Below are 20,321 nucleotides of genomic sequence, written 5' to 3'. Positions count from 1 at the left end.
TATAACTATGTGACGCATATTATCAGTGCATCCCTTAAAAAAAGTTCACAAATGTGATGTCGTCTCTAAACAATTTTGGGGTGTATCCCCATTAAAAAGTGTTTGACAAAAATCCCTTGATGTCCTACAGTGAACTCCAAGAGACATACCGAGAAATTTGAATTGACGATAGAGATGGAGGTATTCATAATGCCATTTGGAGACAACGACTGGCTCGCTTTAACCGAAGAATCGACCTTGGAACCGGAACTGCCGATCTGTGACCCGCACCACCATTTTTGGGATTTCCGAACCGAGCGTATCCCTTATCAACGGTATCTACTCCACGAATTGATCGCCGACATCGACAGTGGACACAATGTGCGTTCTACTGTGTTTGTTGAGGCGAGGGCGATGTACCGAGCCGATGGACCGGAGGAGATGCGTCCTGTCGGTGAAGTCGAATTTGTGCAGGGACTCGCAGCTGCGAGCGCGAGCGGTTTATATGGCGAGAGTCGTGCCGCCGCTGCAATCGTTGGGCACGCGAACCTGAACTTAGGTGAACGCGTCGAACCGGTATTAGAAGCCTTACAAGCGGCAAGTCCGAATCGGTTTCGAGGTATCCGTCATTCTGTCACTTGGGATCCCCATCCGGAGATAGATGGGACTTCTACATACAGAACAGAGGGACAGTTGGCACGTGACGACTTCCGTGCGGGAGCGCGAGTGCTGGCGGGCATGGGTATGTCTTTCGAGGGGTGGATGTATTTCCCGCAACTCCCTGAACTCGCTGATTTCGCGAGAGCAGTGCCGGACTTGACAATTATCTCGAACCATATCGGTGGTTTGCTGCGGGTCGGTCCCTATGGTGGTAGAGATGATGAAGTATTAGCAACTTGGCGGGATGGTATCGCCGCGATAGCGGCTTGTCCGAACGTTCACATGAAACTCGGCGGTATTGGGATGCCGCGCACCGGCTTTGATTGGCATGAACGGGAAGAACCGATCGGTTCTGAGGAGTTAGCCGAGTCTATGGCACCCTTCATGAATTACTGTATCGAGCAGTTCGGTCCAGAACGGTGTATGTTTGAAAGCAACTTCCCGGTTGATAAGGTCTCGTTCTCCTACAACGTGATGTATAATGCGTTCAAACGGTTGTCATCTGGCTATTCGGACGATGAACGCGCCGACCTATTCCACGACACCGCCGCTCGTGTATACCGGATAGATGTCTAATTTTCTCCCGAACTCTTTGGTGACCTCTTTCAAGAAGAACAGAGCATTGCCATACTACTTTAGGAGTTAGCGGGTATTGTCACGGACGTAGAGACAAAAGTCACCAAAACGAATCCAAACAAGGACAGAGAAATGAGCAGTACCAGAGATTATTTCTGGTTCCGACTCTTTAAGACGCGAGGTATAGGTCCCACACTTCTGGTGTCTGTTGCTAAAATATTGGAAGCAGAAAACCTAAACCCAGAAATGCTGCCACTCAACCAGAGCGGCCTCTCGGTCCAATTTCCCAAATTAGCGGAAATCCTTAAAGGAAAAATGTGGGAAGAAGATAGAAAAAAGATATCCGCAGAATACGAACAACTCAAAAGACAAAACATTGATATTATCTATCCGGGGCACTCTGATTTCCCGCCGCAGCTCCTTGACATTTCACCAATCCTGTTTGTCAAAGGACAGAAAAAACGCCTCAGGTCAGATAGCGTCACGATTGTTGGGGCGCGGAATGTATCGGATAAAGGGGTTCGTATTACGAGAAATCTGGCGACTGACCTTGTAGGGAAGGGAATAAATATCGTCTCTGGATATGCCGAAGGTGTTGACGCAGATGCCCACTTCGGTGCGTTAGAAGCGGACGGAACAACAACAGTCGTTCTATCTGATGGCATCAAGCAACTGCGTCAAAAAAGTGCCTTTAAGAAATTCAATTGGGATCGAGATGTGCTTGCGGTTTCACAATATGACCCAGATACCACGCGGAGCGCGTGGAATTCGATAGAGCGAAATCAACTTCTGTGTGCCCTCTCTAAGGCGGTTGTCGTTATTGAATCGGGACCTGAGCGGGATACGCAAGGCAAAATGAGTGGGACATTTATTACTGCAAAAGCAGCACTCGATCTGAATCTACCACTTTTTGTTGTTAACCCAAACTGCTTTGATAACCCGCCAAAAGGTAATGAGACACTAATTGCGTTGGGCGGTTATAGCCTCGATCCGGTTAATGGGGCAGAGGTGATTACAAAACATCTTCATTCACCTTGAATCAGTTTAAACTTGTGTGCTGCCTCTTCTACACCGACGAATCGGCTGTAAATCGCAATGCGGCTCAGCTTACCTTCCCAGTTTCGACCACCACTTGCTTCATCACCAAAAAGCAGCGGATAGAGTTCCCAATTGCTGAAATCCCCTTGGATTCCGTTGCTAACATGGACAAGTTCACTATTGATGTAGCAGTAGACATTCCGGTCAAAATAACTGACGATAACGTGTATCGGTTTTCCTACCTCAACCTCACCGAAAGAGAACTCGCCGCCCATGCCGTTCGTCCCTGTTCGCGGTGTACGGATTCTCATCGCGAAACGGTTTCCATTCTGCCCTAAGGTGAAGTTACGATGGGTTGAATCGTTCGAGAACGAAATAATCCGTGCCGGACCGTCCTGGTCCAGGTTGTCCGTCGTAACGAGACACTCAAGCGTCAATTGGTTGCTTGCCTGACATGCTTCCAGAAGTGTGTCATTCACATCTTGGGTGAGGAATGAACCACCAGTCAGGTCCATCTGTCCGTCGGCACTGATTTTCGCATCGCCGCTGGATTCAATCTCTCCACTATCCTCAAGCGCGCCGTGCCAGAGGAAAACAAGCCCATCGCGCGAACCGGGGAATTCTGTATGTGTCCCGATGTCAGCCGGTGCCGCAGGTGAGACATGGATTGCGAGGGATGTCGTTGACGTGTCACCCTCCGGGTCCATCACCGTGAGTGTTGCGACGTACCCGCCGAGGTTTTCGTAGACGTGCGTCGGATTCGACTCAGTGCTTGTCGCACCGTCTCCAAAACTCCAGTGGTGTGCCAAGTTGCCTGCTGCTGAGAAGTTCACTGTGAGTGGGGCACTGCCTTGAAGGACATCGGCGGACGCTTTCGCCTCTGGACGGAGTTTCTCACCCGATGAATACGGCGTAAAACGATACGCGACACCGTTTTGCGGCGAAGCGAATGTATATTCTCCGGGGTGTGCTGTGCCAACAGGGACAATCTTCATATCCCACGTATCCACACGATCAACTTTATAGGGGCGTTCGCCTTTCAAATCCAGTGTTATCGTTTGCGGCTCGTCTGTGTAGGTAAGATAGTATTCTCCATGTTTCGCGAGGATGTAGCGTCCTCTGTCATCACCAATCGGTTCGAGCGTATCAAAGGCTGGCGCGTTTGTCATGAAATCTTTGAGGAACGCGATTCGTGGTGGACTCTCACCGCGTAGCACGCCACCTTTCGCCCACCAAAGTAGGTCTTCGGGGTGTTTGTATGTCTCTCCGTGTCCGACATAGCATCCAGAGACCGTTCCTGCCCAAAAGCGTTGCACCATCTCTTCGGCTGTGATATTTCCCCATCCTTGCGGAATATCGCCTTCATAACGACACTCATCATAGATAACGGGTTTTCCGTATTGCGTGCGATAGCGGATGCCCTGTGCCATGTTGGACGTTTGGATGCTGGTATGTGTCACCCACGGCTTATTGTGATCATACCAACGTCTGCCGTTGTGAATTCCACGGAGTCGCTGATACGGATCATAATCGCGAATAATCTGGAAGAACCGATCCCAATCGGATTCCTCTTTCGCGGGCATAAAGTCGTATTCATTTGCGAGGGACCACCAGACGTTTCGGAACGCCGCCAGTCGCGCAACGGCGTAACGGATATAGCGATCATCATTTTCGGCATCCATATTCTCAAAGTCCCATCGGTCATAGGTATGAAATAGGATAATGTCCGCCTCAATACCGAGGTCCAAGAGGTCTTGCACCCGCTGCTCGAAATGCCGCCAGAATTCGGGATTGAATCTGGTGAAATCCCAATCCTTCAGAGGTTTCCCCTCATACGGATAATAGACGGGTTCGTTTTTGTTGTAAGAGTAATCTTTTGGAAAAATGCACATCCGCATCTTGTTAAAGGGCGCATCAGCAAGGGTTTCGAGCGTCTGTTTTTCCATCGCTTCCCCTTGATGTGCCCAAGCATAACACGTCGTTCCGAATTGATGGTAGGGCGTATCATCGGCATAGCGGAGATACAACTCTTTATAGACGCGGACAGGTCCGTGATTTCCATCGGACGGTGCAACGCACGTAAACTGCCCTGTCTTACCGTTAAGTTCAGGGATGTTACTATTTGTCGTGTACGTCCATTCACCGACTTCGTCGGGCATAAACCGGATTTTGTAAACACCGTCTCCGTCGTAGAAACCCTGAGGCTCAAGCGTCTGCTCTCCGTTTGTATTACTCCGTTTAAATTCTGCTGTTAATTCAACCTCAGTGAACGGATTTCCTGTGTCCGGTCCATTCAAAGTGACTTCATACATTCCCCAGCGTTCAACCATATTCACCTCCGATTTTGGTGCATCTTGCGGGTTTCCAAAACTTGTTGTTAAAAAGTGTGTATTTACGAGCGAAAACGCAACCACAAAAACCACTATTGTCAAAATTTTTCTTATCATTAAAAATCTCCATACATGAAAACTTTGGTGTGGCTATGGAGGACTTATACACCAGTCTGCCCGTTCCTTGAACTCCGCCTGATAGTGGGAACGCCACTTGGAGATACTCGACCCACCGGGTCCATCGACATAGTGATTGGTGTTCTTGACTCGTTTGAATTGTCCGCCCCAACTTTCTTGGGTGGGGTCATCGGGATCGTTCAACCCGCGATTGGCACTCACCAGCCACAGAAATGAAGGCGAATCCCCTTCACAGACTCCAGTGCATCCCATCCCTTCATGCGGATACACATCGCAGAGCGGTCCGTGGTTATTGCGAATGTGCTCATTGACCCAGGCGAGGTCTGAAATCGGATCACGTCCGCCGAACATGCCTTGGTAAGTCTTTTGCGAGTGAATGATGAACAACTTTGGAAAATTATCGCGTAACCAACCAATCGTGCCGTCTTGGGTCGCAATTTGATGGATACGCAATTTGCTTAAAAACGCCTCCAGATCGGCAGCACTGCGCGTATTCTGGACCTTCCACACCGCTTGCGCTACAACGCTGCAATCGCCCCAGATGCCAATATAGATCGGACGAGGATCGGGCTTATCCACGATGCTGATGATTGCTTCCGAAGCCTCACTGTCTTTGCCTTCGCCAATATTGACAGTGCCCTTTTTGCCCCAGGTGCCGCTACGCCCCTGAAAAGTAACCGAACGCAGAACGTCCGGAGTCGGATACAACGGATCATGTTTTTTCAGGTTCTCATATACCATTTCATAGCGGTCAATCACATCCAGTAGGCGTTGTTTCTTGGCTATGTTGGCAAAGGTGCCAGATGAAGCGATCAGTGCTTCGATGTCAAACTCATTGGCATACAGCAGGAAACGGACTATCGACTGCATATCATCCGGGTCGCTCTTTTGATCGTTAGGTACGTTGCCACCCTTGACGACACCAATCGGTGGAAAATCCGAGGTCATGATGACACGCAGTCTATTCGTTGAGTGGTTCTCACTTTTTTTTCGTTCCACATTCGTCTCCTGTGCGAAAGGGATGGCAGTAAACAGTAGCAGGATTATTACTGTGAAATAGAGTTTGAAATTCTTCATTTCTCTCAACATCGGTTGATCTCCTTAATGCGATGTTTGAGAAGTGCTCTTTTAGAGGCACATAGTGGATTTTGCTAATCGCTTCAATCACTTCTCTGAACCCGTCTATTGTCGGCATGCTTGACAATGCAGGACGTTTGTGTTATTGTATGACCTACGTGAATATGCATGGACAGGAAAATTGCGCTTACGCTTCACTAAAAATTTGCTTGATAACGTCAAAGATTTTTTAGGTTCTGTGGCTTTGGTTTTGATGTTTAAATCACCTCCCACATAAAATCAGATTTGAGAGGGTATTCAAATGACATATCAATCCCTTTCTGAAGTACGAAAGACACTCTCTGTAAAATGGTACCGAAGCAAAATAGACCGCACAACCTTGCGAAATCTATCGAAACGAAGCGACGCGCAAGGCTGGTTTCAGGCAGGCGGGCATCTTGCCCTCTGGTTATTGACGGGTAGTGTGGTCTATCTCTTTTGGTCACAGGCGATGTGGCTCGGCTTTTTCATTGCCTTATTTTTGCATGGCACAGTCGCCAGTTTTTTCAAAGGGACAGCCAATCATGAGTTGGGACACGGCACCGTATTTCGGACCAAGTGGCTGAACAAATTTTTTCTGTACCTCTTTAGTCTCATCAGTTGGTGGGATCATTTTGACTACGCCAGTAGCCATACCTATCATCATCGCTACACCTTGTATCCCGAAGGCGATCGCGAAAACCTGCTCCCACTTGAACCCAAATTGGGTTCCCTATTCGCTCTTCAACTGTTTACTGTAAATTTGCTCACGCAACCCGGTCGCACCTTTAGCAAAGGCGGTCTTATTGCTGCAGTTATCTGCACCATCCGTAGTGCCTTTGGCAAAGAGGGACCGCCAGAAATTCCGAGTCAGGAGTGGTTGGCATCATTACATGTCGACCAACCCGAAGAACATAAAAATTCGATGGGGTGGTCTCGGATTCTACTCCTTTTTCACGGCACGCTGCTTGTCGTTTCGCTCGTCACTGGCTATTGGGTTTTCCCGCTCATGATCACTGTTAGTGCATTTATTGCAAACTGGGGATCCTACGCCGTTTCTCTGACCCAACATTGTGGTTTAAAAGAGAATGATCCTGACTTCCGCAAATGCACACGGTCAATCATGCTCAACCCATTGGCAGAGTTTTTGTATTGGCGTATGAATTGGCACACTGAGCATCACATGTTTGCAGGGGTCCCCTGCTACAATTTGAAAAAATTGCATCATCTCATTGCCGAAGATATGCCCGAACCGCGGACGCTTTTAGGGGCTTGGCGAGAAATGCGCCAAACTTGGCAACGACAAAAAACTGATCCTGACTACTTTTTTGATACCCCGCTTCCGCCAACCGCTAAAAATATACCCACCGAGGCACCCGATATTCTGGAAAGTTCCATTGGGGAATTAGCCCCTAAAGGGTTGAAATAAGCGCGTCTATAAAAACGTGAGTTCAGTAAAAAAATCGGAGAGTGTTATCTTTTCGGTGATTTAATCATCAGATCTTCAATAATACGGACGAACTCGCTATCTGATACCCGAACTTCCAGATAAGACCGAAATCCCTGTTTCATCTCCCATTCATACCCATTCGATAACCTGCCTTTGCCATCCGTGATTTCAGTGAAATAGTCACTGAGACCGCGCACACCATATAGAACGGCGATCTGGTCCCAACTCGAACGTCCCTTGTATTGTCCATTGAACCTTCGATAATACGCTTCCCGCACCGGATTTTCAGCAGGTGTCTCTCCAAGTCTCGCGCCAGTATATACAGACTCTCCATGCTGACTGATAACAAGGGGTGTCGGCCAATTGTCGATAACATACTCCGATGTATCAATCAGACCGTGACGAACTGTGTTGTAAGGATCGTCAACGACCAGTGCCATCACTACAAGTTCGGTAACCTTTTGAGCAACGAGGTCGGGATTCGCTTTCAGGAGATCGTAGAGATTGTTGAGGAACCCGACGCTGATGATTGTCACGGAGTTATCCGGTTGTTCACTCAGCACCTGTTGATAGAGTTCCAAGGAACTCGGCGTTGGGGAGGTCGGGAGATCGTGCGCGAAATTAGCCGCGATACTCTCCAGATAACTCGATTCATCGGGATCGGCGAGGTCGCCTTTATAGATACCTATGGGAATCTCGCCTCGGTTGTACCATGTATTTATCGCACAGATAGTGCCAGCACCGCTCGGGTGTGCTTCGTTGTAACTGATGCCGAGGATTTCAACCTCTCCTTCATCTGCAAGCGCGTGTAGGACAGCAAGTGCGCCGACATCATCTACGTCAGTGCACATATCTGTCTCAAATATCACCTTCTTTGGATGCATTTCCTCAGTCCCTTCTGCCAGCAAGTTGGATGGTGTCATTGTCACCATAAAAAAAGTCAACATTGTCACAAGATACAAAACTTTCACGTGTCTCCCCTAAAATAAAGTAGGACTGCGTCCTGTCTTTACGTTCTTGCCTCGTTAGTCTCGGCGAAAAAAGTTTCTTTCACACTGAGATACCGCCATCTCTCAATAATTTCGCTGTAAATATCGGGTTCATCTCTATCGTGAATGCGTCCGCGAGCATCAAGCCAATCAACGATCCGACGCACACCTTCGACAAAAGGGATTGTATAACGGAAATTTAGGTCTGATTTTGCAGCGGCGTTATCAAAGATGTTATTGTATTGGAAATTCTCCCTACACCATTCGGCTGCTTTTGGAGCAATCTCAAATAGCAGATCGGTTGGAATGTGCACCAATTCGGGGTCAGGTGCGTTCATCGCTTGTGCAACCGTTTGATGGTACTGATTCCAAGTCATGGGTTCTTCGCTCGCCGTGTGATACCCTTTGCCAAACGTCTTTTCGTTACCGACCACTTCGGCGAATGCCTGTCCTACATCGTCCCGATGACACGCCGCCCAGAGAGAGGAACCGTCACCGTGTGTGATAATCGGCTTTCCAGTACGGATACGATGGAAGTAGTACACACCGCCGAGACCGAGTGAATGAATCAGTCCTCGTCCCTCACCGTAAGTGTGTGCCGGACGGATAATCGTGACTGGAAAATCGTTACGCTCGTGTGCTTCCTCCAAAAGTCGCTCACACTTTGCCTTGTTGTAGGCGTATGGAAAAGATGGCATCGGTTCCCGTGCTGCGTCCTCGCGAATAGGATAGCATCGCGCCGGTTTCGTATAAACATCGACGGTGCTACAGAAAATGAATTGTCCGATATTGCCGCGAAACGCACGTATCGCACTCTCAATATCAGCAGGAACGAAACCGATCATGTCAATGACAGCATCGAAATTCCCGACTTCTGCCATCTGTGCTTCAAACGCGGCGTAGTCTTTCCGATTGCCAGTAAGAGTGTTATATCCTTCTGGAATATCTGCCTCAGTCTGTCCACGGTTGTAGAGCGTCACATCGTCCCCACGCGCAACAAGAGCGCGAGTAATCGCCGTGCTAATCAGACCCGTGCCACCAATAATCAAAACCCGCATGCATACCTCCAATCCGTGTAAAAAATGATATTCTCTCTCACCGCCAAGTATACTTGGAAAATCAATGGATGTCAAGAACTTCCATTTTTGCACGTATGGGCAAAAAACATATACAAAGATAGGAGGACACATGTATATCATTGCAGCAACGACATCGTTGGGTGTACCACTGATCCGTTCGAGTCGAAGCGCGAGTCTCTCCTTCAAAATACTGGAACGCTTCAAAACAGTGAGTTTGTGAGAGTAGCATAGCACCAAACTATAATTTGTGATACAATACATCTATGCTTTCGGTACTTGTGTACTGCGTGGCAATGCGGCTTATGACACACATGAAATGCCTGAGTTAATTCACGTTAATTGGGATATATTACAAATGCGAAACAGGAGAAGCCCATGCGTATTATTACAATAGCCATATTGTTTCTTGTACTACTCAGTGGATGTGGCGTGAAATCACTCTTACAACAGCGCGCGCCTGTTAAAGCGGAAATCGTTAGAAAAGCTGACTGGGAAATAGAATTCAGGGATGTCTTCTTTTTCGACGCAAAGCACGGCTGGGTCATCGGAGAGAAAGGGACAATCCTCTACACAACAGATGGTGGCAAAAATTGGGAGGCACAGAACAGTGGTACCGAAGCGCGTCTGAATAAAATGCAGTTCATAGATAACAAACGGGGCTGGATCGTCGGCAACGATGGAATTTTATTACAGACACAAGACGGAGGCATACACTGGCGGCAGAAGGTTATAACAGACGGGAGTCTCATCAGCCTTCACTTTTTGGATGGGTTGCGAGGATGGATAACTGGAGAAGGCGGCGCACTCTACTATACTGCAAACGGTGGAAAAACTTGGAAGTTCCGTTCCAGCGGTGTGGGGGAAGCACTTCTTGGTGTCCACTTCGTTAGTGAAAACGAAGGTTGGTTGATCGCACAACTCGGCACCACACTGCACACGACGGATGGCGGGAAAACATGGGATAATGAAACGGTAGCCCCTGAGCATAGTTTACTCAACATACACTTTGATCGCAACCAACAGAATGGTTGGGCGGTCGGAATTGGGTCTACTGTTCTCTCAACAAGAGACGGCGGGAAAACGTGGATCCGCGGAGAACCTGACATTGAGGAGACGCACGCAATCTATGATCTCTGCTTTACAGACGCTAAAAGAGGATGGTTGGCAGCGCAAGCTGGTGAAGTGCTGCACACACAAGATAGTGGACAGACATGGACGGTACACAAAACAGGCACACACAGTGATCTATTAGCTGTGCATTCGCCTGACGCTACACATATCTGGGCAGTCGGCAGCTACGGAACGATGCTGCATTCTACCGATGGTGGAGAGACGTGGATAATCGACGCGGAAAGCAGTGCGGAACCCTTAGCAGGCGTGGAGATGGCAGATGACGGACGCGGCTGGGCTGTCGGTCGTCGTGGCGCAATCTTCCGGACCGAGAACGAAGGACGCTCTTGGGAACGGCAGGAAACTGGACTCTCTGTTGGCTTAAATAAAGTGACCGCTGTGGACGAAGAACAGGCGTGGGCAATCGGCGATTCCGGCTATATTCTGCACACTAAAGATGGAGAAACATGGGAAGTGCAAAAAGGATACGACTGGATCGGTCTGCACGATGTCCAATTCTTAAATCGTGAACGTGGTTGGGCTGTTGGGGATATGGGGGGTATCTTCTACACCAATAACGGCGGCGAAAACTGGATTGAGCAGCGCGGTTATATCTTTGAACTCTTAAAAGGTCTCTGCTTCATCTCACCGAATGAAGGATGGACGATCGGTTGGCCCGGCAAAATCCTCCACACCATCGATGGCGGGAAAACATGGGAACCTCAGGAGAGTGGGACATTTAACGAACTCTACTCGGTTTACTTTGTGAACGCGAATGCGGGTTGGGTCTCAGGACAATATGGACTCATCCTTCATACCGCCGATGGCGGGAAAACATGGAAATCACAGTATACTCGCACGCAGGAAAATCTTAACAAAATCTTTTTCGCCTCTCCGACTGTAGGAATAGCAGTCGGTGACAAAGGGACGCTCCTGCTCACACAAGATAGTGGTAAGACGTGGACACGTGAAGACAGTGGAACGGACAAGAATCTTAGCGACATCAGTATCACGGAGGATAAGATATTTGCTGTTGGCGAAGACGGCATCGCTGTCGCGTATACGATTCCCTCAATATCAAAATATACACCACGCAAGCGATCCTTTGAGGAGATCAATACCGAACTACCGAGGATAGATGCTGGATGGAATATCTTACGCAACGACGGACCCTTCCGAATAATGGGTGTGGATTCCGGCATAAAATCAGCGGATATTTCCTTCATTAATGCCATTGAAGGATGGGCTGTCGGTAATTCCACTACGATGCTTCAGACCTTAGATGGTGGTAACACGTGGAAGAGCGTTAAATCTCCTGTAGATACACCTTTAATTGCCGTTCACTTTGTTTCCTCAGAAATCGGTTGGGTGCTTACCCAAGATGCAAGTTTCCTATCCACGACCGATGGCAGTATGACATGGCAGATCTTGAACGAAACCACGAAACCAGTAATGAGTGGCTACGACCAAAACAGTCAATCCATAGAAGAAGTGTGTGAACTTTATGCTGCGCACTTCCAAGGCTTCGGTGAAGGGTGGGCTGCCGGTAAAGAAGGTGTTATCCTGCACAACAAGGACGGTAACACACTCTGGAGACATCAGGAAAACGAAACCTCGGCATCCTACCGTGACATCCAGATGGTAGGGGAACACTACGGTTGGGCTGTCGGGTCGTGGGGAAAGATTCTCTGGACGAACGACCAAGGAGATACATGGCATCTTCAGACAACCAACACAGGCTATGATCTGTATGGTGTGTCTTTCCTGAACCGTCTCAAGGGATGGACTGTCGGAAGAGACGGTATTGTCCTACGCACATCAGATGGAGGTTTGGCGTGGTCAGCAGTCGATGTCGGAGTAAGTACGCATCTCTACGATGTCTCTTTCATCAACGAAATGGAAGGCTGGATTGTCGGAGAAGGTGGACTCATCCTGCATACCAGAGACCGCGGCGCAACATGGGAAATTGAGGAATCCGGCACAGAGGAAGATTTGTACCATGTTGACTACGTTAAAGGGCTTGGGATAGTTGTGCTCGGTGCGCACGGCACTATTCTCAAACGAAAATTAGGGATACAATCTTAGATTCGATTCAGGAGAAGTCTTATTGATGAGACGAATATTAATTTTGTCAGTTTTACTGTTTGAGAGCAGTCTGTTGATAATGAACGTTTGGGGTAGCAGTAGGGTTTCTTTCACCTCTGGTAGGACAGGAAACCTTGACATCTATATGATGGATATAAACGGTAAGAATCTCGCCAACTTAACCAATCACCCGTCAGATGACTTCTCGCCGACGTGGTCTCCAGACGGTCGCGCTTTTGCCTACGTTTCAGACAGGGATGGGAATCCAGAAATTTACGTGATGGATATAAATACGAAGGAACCTCGGCGGCTGACAAACCATCGCGCTACCGATATCAATCCGGCATGGTCACCGGATGGCAAATGGATCGCCTTCGCATCCAACCAAGCGCGCGACCATGCCGCGGACACTGACATCTACATAATGGACGTGAACGGCAAGAAAGTTCAGAGACTCACAAACAAGGGCGGACACAATTCAACGCCTGCATGGTCCCCGGATGGCGAATGGATCGCGTTTCGTTCCACGCAGGACGGCATCGGCGGCATCCATGTCATGAGCACTGATGGTGGCAAACAAAGAGCACTCACACAAGTTTCAGCAACAAGTCCCACTTGGGCTTCCAACGGAAAACAAATTTATTTTTCCAGCGAGAAGCTGGGCGGCGTAAAAGTTCCGACACTGTTTGCCGTGGATGTTGATGGAGAAAATCCGAAGAAATTGACGGATGCCGGACAAATTTGCGAAGAACCCGCTGGATCGCCTGACGGTCAGTGGGTCGCCTATGTATCCGTTCAAGACGGAAATAAAGACATCTATCTCATTCGTGCAGCAGGTGGTGGACTCCGAAAACTGACAGAAGATCCGGGACTGGAATTTTCCCCCGCATGGGTGCCATCGGCGTTTGGTGTTTCACCAAGCGAGAATACACAGATGGTGCTCTGGGGCATGCTTAAGCGAAATACGCCCCATTTCGTGCAATAGAATCTAAAGAATGCCGCAGTTTGTGCGGTTGAACAGAGAAACGAAATACTTTGCTGTAAATTCCTTACGGTGAGAGTGTTTCGTTTTATTTTTCTCTCTCAATCCTCAACCCCTATATCCGCTCTTATCAGGGGGACTTTGAGGAAATGTGTAAGTCCTATTACGAATAGCCTTATAAAACCCAGAATGTTAACTGGGTTTCCCACCGCAGTACCTTCCTCAGTTTTGAACAAAACTGTCCATAAATTGAACACTTAAATATATTCTTTCTGGTAGCGTGGCGAGAAAACTGCCTTTAAACCGATTTCTCACCTGAATTGCCTTTGGCATGAAAATTGCTCATGCTTTTAATACTGTGAACCAATCGGGAGAGCCTACCTCCTTGGAAAATACGGAGCGATGCAATAGGTTTTCCCATATCTCAATTGCTGCATCGCTCCACCTATCAATCCGAAAACCGTGTGTAAGGAGAACAATCATGAACAGATGGAGATGCTTACTCTTTATACTTGCTTGTTTGTCACAAATTGGCTGTGCGGCACTGCTAACGGAGCAGACGTATATTCTCATCGATCGCGATGTAAAAGAAAAGGCAACTTTCCACGGAGAAATTTATTCGCTTCCAGAAAGAGCAAACATTCGGAAAATTGTGCTTCTTGGCTCTGGCAAAATCCGGAACATCAAAATTCACGTGCGTGATAAGAGAAATCGATGGGCACCCGCTAAGAAAGTACCGGGCGGAATTCAGTTCCCCTATGAAATTCCACTTATCGCCAGGACTAATGCTGTCAAAATTATAAAACACGCAATGACGGGAGCCGGTCGCATTGAAAAGGTTCAATTCTATACGGTTGCGGATAAAGGAGATTAAAAATGATATACCGACACATCCTTACATATCTCTTTGCGCTGGCATTCATTCCATTAAGTGCCAAAGCATTGCCACCCCCGTCACCTGCAGGCGGTGGCATACTGAGATTGGATGAAACACACGATTTTGTCGCTACTATCGAGGCGTGGTTTCCCGATGAACAGTTTGAGGGATTGACCGCCGAAGCATGGATCTATTTTGAAGAGCTACCGGTCCGTGAAACCTTCTGGTCAATCATTGGTCAGGAAGGACGATTCAATTTGGTTATTCACGGTGCTAATGCTTCATTGGGCGCATGGGGATATGCCGAGGGCGCAGCGGGGTCATTGACAACCGGAGGCTTCGATTTACCTGTAAAGGAATGGATGCACGTCACAGCGATTTACGATGCATCCGCAGGAATGGGGCTTAACGGTGAGGGTGGCAATTGGTGCTGTCCGAGAGGTCATCTCATCAAGTCAAATAAGCCGCTTCGCATTGGCGGCATCATACCCCAAAATAAAAATCGGAGTCATTTCATCGGTGATAATGTGAAACTACGTGGGTATATCGATGAGGTGCGAATTTCCAATGTCGTGCGATATGTTGGACCGAAATGGGAGGTACCGAAAGGGAAGTTCGAGGTCGATAAACATACGATTTCCCTCTGGCACTTCGATGAACCGCCGCAATTAAGCCGTTTCAAAGATGCATCTGGGAATGGACATCATCTCTGGAGAAGCGGGGTTATCGATGGGTTAACCGTTGACGCAGAGAAAAAACTCGTAACCACATGGGGACATCTCAAGCGGTAAACCGTTCTAAGACGAGCCTAAATCGCCATCTGAACCATCGTGTATTTTTTATGAATTTCCCTCATCTATTCACACCATCACCCAAGGACTTGGAGGTTTCTCATGAAAACGCGCATCACCCTCGTAAGAAGAAGTTTGCAAGTCTATATTGCCCTGATTAGCATTATCTGTACGCCCCACGTTGTGCTTGCGATCGAACCTATCGGCACAATTGGGCAACCCTTTCCAGAACATCACGCTTTTCTCCCCCATGGAAACATCTTGCGCGCCGTCCTATCACACATTCAGATAATCGATGCAGATACCGGAGCCATCATTGACGAATTCGGCGAGCGAGCTTATGTTAGCGATGTCGTGTTCAGTCCAACAGCCGAACATCTGGCGATCCTGAATTTTTCCCCTGATTCAAAGATAACGACCCTAAACATTTGGGATACCATCGTCCGTGAGCAGGTATCCGAATGGGAGATTCCTGCCCGGATAGAGGTTGCTACATTCAGTCCAATAGGGTCACTGTTTGCCGTCTCTTTCAACGACGAAATTCATCTATGGAACTGGGAAATCGGAGCATTTAGAGGAAAAATGATCGGTCAACGCCGTCCATGGGAGCAATGCCATTTCAGCAGCGGCGGCAGAACTTGCTCATTCTTTCCACGAGATCAGGCTTCAGTATTTACACCAGATGGTCGCTATCTCATCGTCGCCTCAGCGCGTCCAGACCTCGAATTGTGGAACGTCACAACGCGCCGCTTGGAAGGGCATTTTGAAGGACACACCGGGAACTGGGTCGAGGATGCGGTTATTAGTCCCGATGGAACACTCCTCGCAACGTATGAAAAAGACTGGAATGATGTTTACGTTTGGGATATAGACACGCAGCAGCTCTTATGGCAAGAAGAAAGTGGTATCAGCAGAATTTCTGATGTGGTGTTTAGTCCAAACAGTCGACACCTGTACGTTGCGGTTCAGACGGGTACATTGAACCGGTCTGGCGGCGAACCTTGGCAAGGCTGGGATGACCAAGTCCGCGTCTGGGATGTTGCGTCTGGAAAACAACTTGATGCGTTCGGCGACGATTTTTACTTCTTGAAGGCAGCAGCACTTTCACCAGAAGGGAAAACTATGCTTCTGCACTACTGGGATGCTGTTGTGTTGTGGAGTATCGAAAGCAAGCAACCATTGAACGTCTGGGCTGATTTCGTCCATAGCTGGAATGATGCGTTGAGTGCTAACGGTCAGACTTTTGTTTCGGTCACTCCATACTTTATTAAGACATGGGATATCCCTTCACAACAGATGCAATTACTTGTTTCTGCCGAACGAGGTCTTTTCCGAGAATCCGCAATATCTCCCGACGGACAGAAACTCGCTATCGGTCGCGATCCGTGGATTGAGGTCCGCAACCTCCAGACCGGCAAAGTTGAGACCCAATTTTCGTATAGTTCTGGGTATTCTGATATCGCTTTCAGTTCAACAGGAAGATGGGTCGCCGCGCGGGGATTCAAGTCAATTTTCCTCTTCGATCTCGAAAAACCAGAAAAACCTCAGAGACCCACCACAAAAGGCGACCCCGATATTGATATCAGTTCACTGTTCACTTTCAGTGAAAACGACGAATATTTAGCAGCTTCCACTCGCACAGATGACAACCAGGATTGGGTGCTGTTGTGGAAACGTGAGGGAGACACCTTCGTTTTCCAATACGCATGGCAGGTGCCAGAACTCTCCAGCCAGTCAAGACTCGCTTTTGGATCTGATACCGATGATTCGCTTCTGCTGGCAGTTCCGAGAACCCAAGAGACGCAAATATGGAGACTTCTGCCGGACGGTCCCCAACTTCTAAAAACAGTGGCGGCAGGATTTCCAGCGCACTTTACCCCAGAAGGGCGTTATCTTTTCGCCAGTCAAGATCGCAACCTCCAAATCTGGGATTGGAAAACAGAAACACCGATTGAGCACTCACCTATTCCAGATCCGCTTGCCATCAGTCGAGATGGCTCTATACTCCTTTCGTATGCCGATACAGGACAAATCCAGATTTGGGATGCAAAGGCACTCCTACCTTCAAAGACTGTTGTTACACCACACGGCAAGCGAATTGTGACGTTGGGAGCAGTGAAACGGAATCAACTTCTACAAAACTTTCCCAACCCCTTCAATCCAGAAACCTGGATCCCCTTTCAACTCGCAAATGAAAGCCGCGTCACGATCTATATTCATAATTCCGCAGGTCAATTGGTGCGTCGCTTACCTCTGGGGACGGTGCCTGCAGGCGACTATTCTTCACAGGCACAAGCAATCTATTGGGATGGACGTAATCAAGTGGGAGAACCTGTGAGCAGCGGCGTCTATCTCTACACGATTCATGCTGGCGACTATTCAACAACCCGTAAAATGCTTATTCGGAAATGAAGCGATTTGAAAGCATCATAAATTTCTTGACTGAAGTGCCGAGGAAATTCCAAAAACATCTTGGCGAATGCCATACGCGCATTCGCCCTCCCGACCTGTTTCTCCCAACCGATGCTGAACCGGTGGAATATTTGCGATTCAATCGTCGAAGCCGAGAGGATATTCTTGGTGTGCGTCTTGATTATCAGTTTACACCGAGATTAAATATCATTGGGGGATTCCAATATCGGAAGTTTTCCAACCGGGATAAAAACTTCAAGAACTATCTACAAAATTTCTCAGATGACACTGACGTTCCAAACCTCTACCGCCCTGACTTGCGAACCCGTATTCTTGGGGTCCAAGCCATCAACAGAGGCAAATGGCTCGGCTTCTACATCGTCATTCTGGCAGGTTACCGGAGAACCACCCATTTGTTTGAACGGACAACCAGTACTACAACGTTTGTGCGAGCAATGATGGGTTTCTAAATGGCTATCGGCTATCAGCAATTGGCTGTCAGTGTATCGGAAACCATCGGTCGTTAACTTCTTTGCTGACTGCTGACAACTATTCTATTATCGTCGGTGTGAAGGGAAAAGCGTCCCCAACAGACCTATTACCGAATCGTTAACTGTCGGCGCAATGTGTAATTGGTTCTGTAGATATGCTTCGTAGGGTGTGACGGCTCCCAAAATGAACTGAGTGAGCGTATCATCGTCTGTGGAGAGGCAAAGCCCAGTATCTGCTGAGACCTCCGCCGATACGCGAATTTCACTGTCTTTGATGATAAGACTTGCCCGATGTTCCGATCCTTTGATACTGATTGTTCCTTGCCAACCCTTGTAATCATCGCTCTCGTTCAGTCGTTTTGAAAGTAATGGTGAAAGTTCACCAAGTAGCATCGGCAGATTGATAATCTTGAACATCCATACCCAATCTGCTTCCGATGTGTACCCAAAGTTGTGAAACAGCGTTTTGATGTGATCCGCGTCGCCTTCTGCTTCCGGATAGTAGCGAATCCGTTTATATTCACGCTTCACCAGTTCGTTATGCAACGCGCAGAGCAGTGCAGCACCGACCTCCTCAAGGAAACCTTCCGGGTGTGTGGAATTTTCGGAAGGTTGTGGTTTAAGACAGAATTCGGAGATTGAGACATTCTTTTCCTTCTCGCATTGCGCTTGCACATACCCAAGCAGCTCCCCATCTTTCTCGGCGAGATAAATCAACCGAGTTTCCGACGTTCTGTGTCTTTCGACGCGTCTCGGTCTGCGTTCCACCCGGTCGGCATAAAATGCCTTGAGAACCCTTGCCATCTCAACTTCATCCCCAAGCGTGTAAGGACGGACAACTGCGCCCTCGACCACTTTTGTCTGTTCGTGCCGCAACGCTTTGGTGAATTCCCGTCCCACTAACCCATCAACGAACCCAAAACTCCTGTACATCCCATGGGCAGTGTTGCGCGTGCCAGTGTGAAGAGAGACACAAGAGTACCGGCGGACCAGTTCATGCGACATTGATGCCCCGAATACCCACCGCGACAATCCCCTTCGACGATATTTGGGAGCGGTATGCACCCATCCTATATACGTGCCGGGAGCGTGGGTATTGTGCGGAAAATGATGTGTATGGAGATGTAAATTGCAGATGGCGACACGATAGCCTGCGACAATCGGGTGGAGATGTAAGTTTGTATCGCGTTTGACATCCATCGTTTCCACATTGCGTTTGACATCCATCGTTAGGAGAGGTGTGCCATTTTTATCCCTAAGCTCTTCATAAGAGAACACTTTGGCGGCTGGATGATCGATTTTGGCAAGCAAGTATCCAGTTTCAAGTTGGTACCTATAATCTTGATGTGGTGCAATCTCTATGAGTCGATCTATGATCTCGCCGCTCCGACCATTACGAACCAACATCAGCACCGCCATCGCTATAAATCCATCATCCCCCGTTTCAGTCGTCAGTTCTTTAAGTGCTTTCCCCCCTCGGTCATCGCAGTTGCTAATCAGTTTTGCCGTTGCAATCAGTCGTTCGTATTTATCTCCCGTGTCCAGTTTAGCAACTAATGCTGAAATGCTATGCTCAGATTCGTCAGCGATCTCCAGAAGGCTATCGATTGCATCAATTCTGTCGCTTGTATCTATGTTTGTGTCACGAACCATTCTGTTGAGGTGCTTACGGACTTCCGTCACAAACTCGTCGCTGTCATTCGGCAACAATGGAAGCGGATGGACGGTCGTCCCGATCTCTTCAAACCATGGAAACAGGTCCTCACCTACCACTCGACTGAGGTAATAGATGAGTCTATCCACTGGTGAAAAAGTTGCGTGCGGCATATTCTTTTCTGTGTCGCTTGGCTTTTCCGACAACACCTCGGCGAACCGGACAAACAGGTCGCCACCATATTTTTCGAGTAGCGTTTTCAGTATCCAGATCGGTTTGCGATAGCGTTGCTCGTAAACCCTCGCGATGTCAATGGGTTCCTCTGCTTGGACGTTTTCGCAAAATTGTCGCTCGACTTCCGCGAATATCTCCGCCGCTTCTGACGCAAATCCGAGTATTTTCATTGCCCAGATACCGAAGAAAAACGGGAATCCATCTCCGTCAAAAAGAATCCCTGTCGCCTTTCCAAATGGCGTTTTGTCGGCGATCAACCTACTCGCCTCAACACCGAGCGAATAGGCAAGTCTTGGAGGACTGACACACCCCCCGATTGTCATTACCGAATCCTCCCAACTGAAACCGTAT

Annotated in this window: 14 protein-coding genes; 9 read left to right on the top strand and 5 right to left on the bottom strand. The window is 48.4% G+C overall.

The features are described from left to right. Positions 1–189: 189 nt before the first annotated feature. On the top strand, positions 190–1,215 hold the full coding sequence (locus J4G07_09800) for an amidohydrolase family protein (GenBank protein ID MCE2414287.1): 1,026 nt from the start codon (positions 190–192) through the stop codon (positions 1,213–1,215). 132 nt (positions 1,216–1,347) lie between these two features. Next, positions 1,348–2,253, top strand: a complete 906-nt coding sequence (locus J4G07_09795) for a DNA-processing protein DprA (GenBank protein MCE2414286.1) — start codon at positions 1,348–1,350, stop codon at positions 2,251–2,253. Here the strand turns inward: J4G07_09795 and J4G07_09790 are convergent. After that, positions 2,241–4,700 (bottom strand): DUF5060 domain-containing protein, encoded by a 2,460-nt coding sequence (locus J4G07_09790; GenBank protein MCE2414285.1) that lies wholly within the window; start codon positions 4,698–4,700, stop codon positions 2,241–2,243. The two genes, J4G07_09795 and J4G07_09790, sit on opposite strands and share 13 nt — an antisense overlap. Positions 4,701–4,733: 33 nt before the next feature. After that, a complete protein-coding gene (locus J4G07_09785; protein MCE2414284.1) occupies positions 4,734–5,810 on the bottom strand; it encodes a DUF1593 domain-containing protein in 1,077 nt (358 codons plus the stop codon). 289 nt (positions 5,811–6,099) lie between these two features. On the opposite strand from J4G07_09785, the gene J4G07_09780 reads away from it, so the two are divergent. Then, positions 6,100–7,245, top strand: coding sequence for a fatty acid desaturase (locus J4G07_09780; GenBank protein ID MCE2414283.1), 1,146 nt, complete (start codon positions 6,100–6,102; stop codon positions 7,243–7,245). Positions 7,246–7,289: 44 nt separating this feature from the next. On the opposite strand, the gene J4G07_09775 is transcribed toward J4G07_09780, so the two are convergent. Then, positions 7,290–8,237, bottom strand: coding sequence for a nucleoside hydrolase (locus J4G07_09775; protein MCE2414282.1), 948 nt, complete (start codon positions 8,235–8,237; stop codon positions 7,290–7,292). A gap of 38 nt (positions 8,238–8,275) precedes the next feature. Continuing rightward, on the bottom strand, positions 8,276–9,313 hold the full coding sequence (locus tag J4G07_09770) for an NAD-dependent epimerase/dehydratase family protein (protein MCE2414281.1): 1,038 nt from the start codon (positions 9,311–9,313) through the stop codon (positions 8,276–8,278). 396 nt (positions 9,314–9,709) lie between these two features. Between J4G07_09770 and J4G07_09765 the strand changes: the two genes are divergently transcribed. The 6 genes from J4G07_09765 (at position 9,710) to J4G07_09740 (ending at position 18,061) form a co-directional block, all read left to right on the top strand. After that, positions 9,710–12,529, top strand: a complete 2,820-nt coding sequence (locus J4G07_09765; GenBank protein MCE2414280.1) for a hypothetical protein — start codon at positions 9,710–9,712, stop codon at positions 12,527–12,529. 25 nt (positions 12,530–12,554) lie between these two features. Next, positions 12,555–13,514, top strand: coding sequence for a PD40 domain-containing protein (locus J4G07_09760; GenBank protein MCE2414279.1), 960 nt, complete (start codon positions 12,555–12,557; stop codon positions 13,512–13,514). Between the two features lie 478 nt (positions 13,515–13,992). After that, positions 13,993–14,385 (top strand): hypothetical protein, encoded by a 393-nt coding sequence (locus J4G07_09755; protein MCE2414278.1) that lies wholly within the window; start codon positions 13,993–13,995, stop codon positions 14,383–14,385. 2 nt (positions 14,386–14,387) lie between these two features. After that, a complete protein-coding gene (locus tag J4G07_09750) occupies positions 14,388–15,179 on the top strand; it encodes a LamG domain-containing protein (GenBank protein MCE2414277.1) in 792 nt (263 codons plus the stop codon). Positions 15,180–15,281: 102 nt separating this feature from the next. Continuing rightward, entirely contained in the window at positions 15,282–17,591 is a 2,310-nt protein-coding gene (locus tag J4G07_09745) for a T9SS type A sorting domain-containing protein (GenBank protein MCE2414276.1), read from the top strand. Next, on the top strand, positions 17,588–18,061 hold the full coding sequence (locus J4G07_09740) for a hypothetical protein (protein MCE2414275.1): 474 nt from the start codon (positions 17,588–17,590) through the stop codon (positions 18,059–18,061). Before J4G07_09745 ends, J4G07_09740 begins: the two co-directional genes overlap by 4 nt. Positions 18,062–18,148: 87 nt before the next feature. Here the strand turns inward: J4G07_09740 and J4G07_09735 are convergent. Continuing rightward, the coding region (locus J4G07_09735) for a hypothetical protein (GenBank protein ID MCE2414274.1) at positions 18,149–20,321 on the bottom strand (2,173 nt) is incomplete at its 5' end.

Source organism: Candidatus Poribacteria bacterium (assembly GCA_021295715.1).
GTDB lineage: Bacteria > Poribacteria > WGA-4E > WGA-4E > WGA-3G > WGA-3G.
Note: the sequence above shows the minus strand (reverse complement) of the source record. Positions and strands in the feature narration are given on the sequence as shown.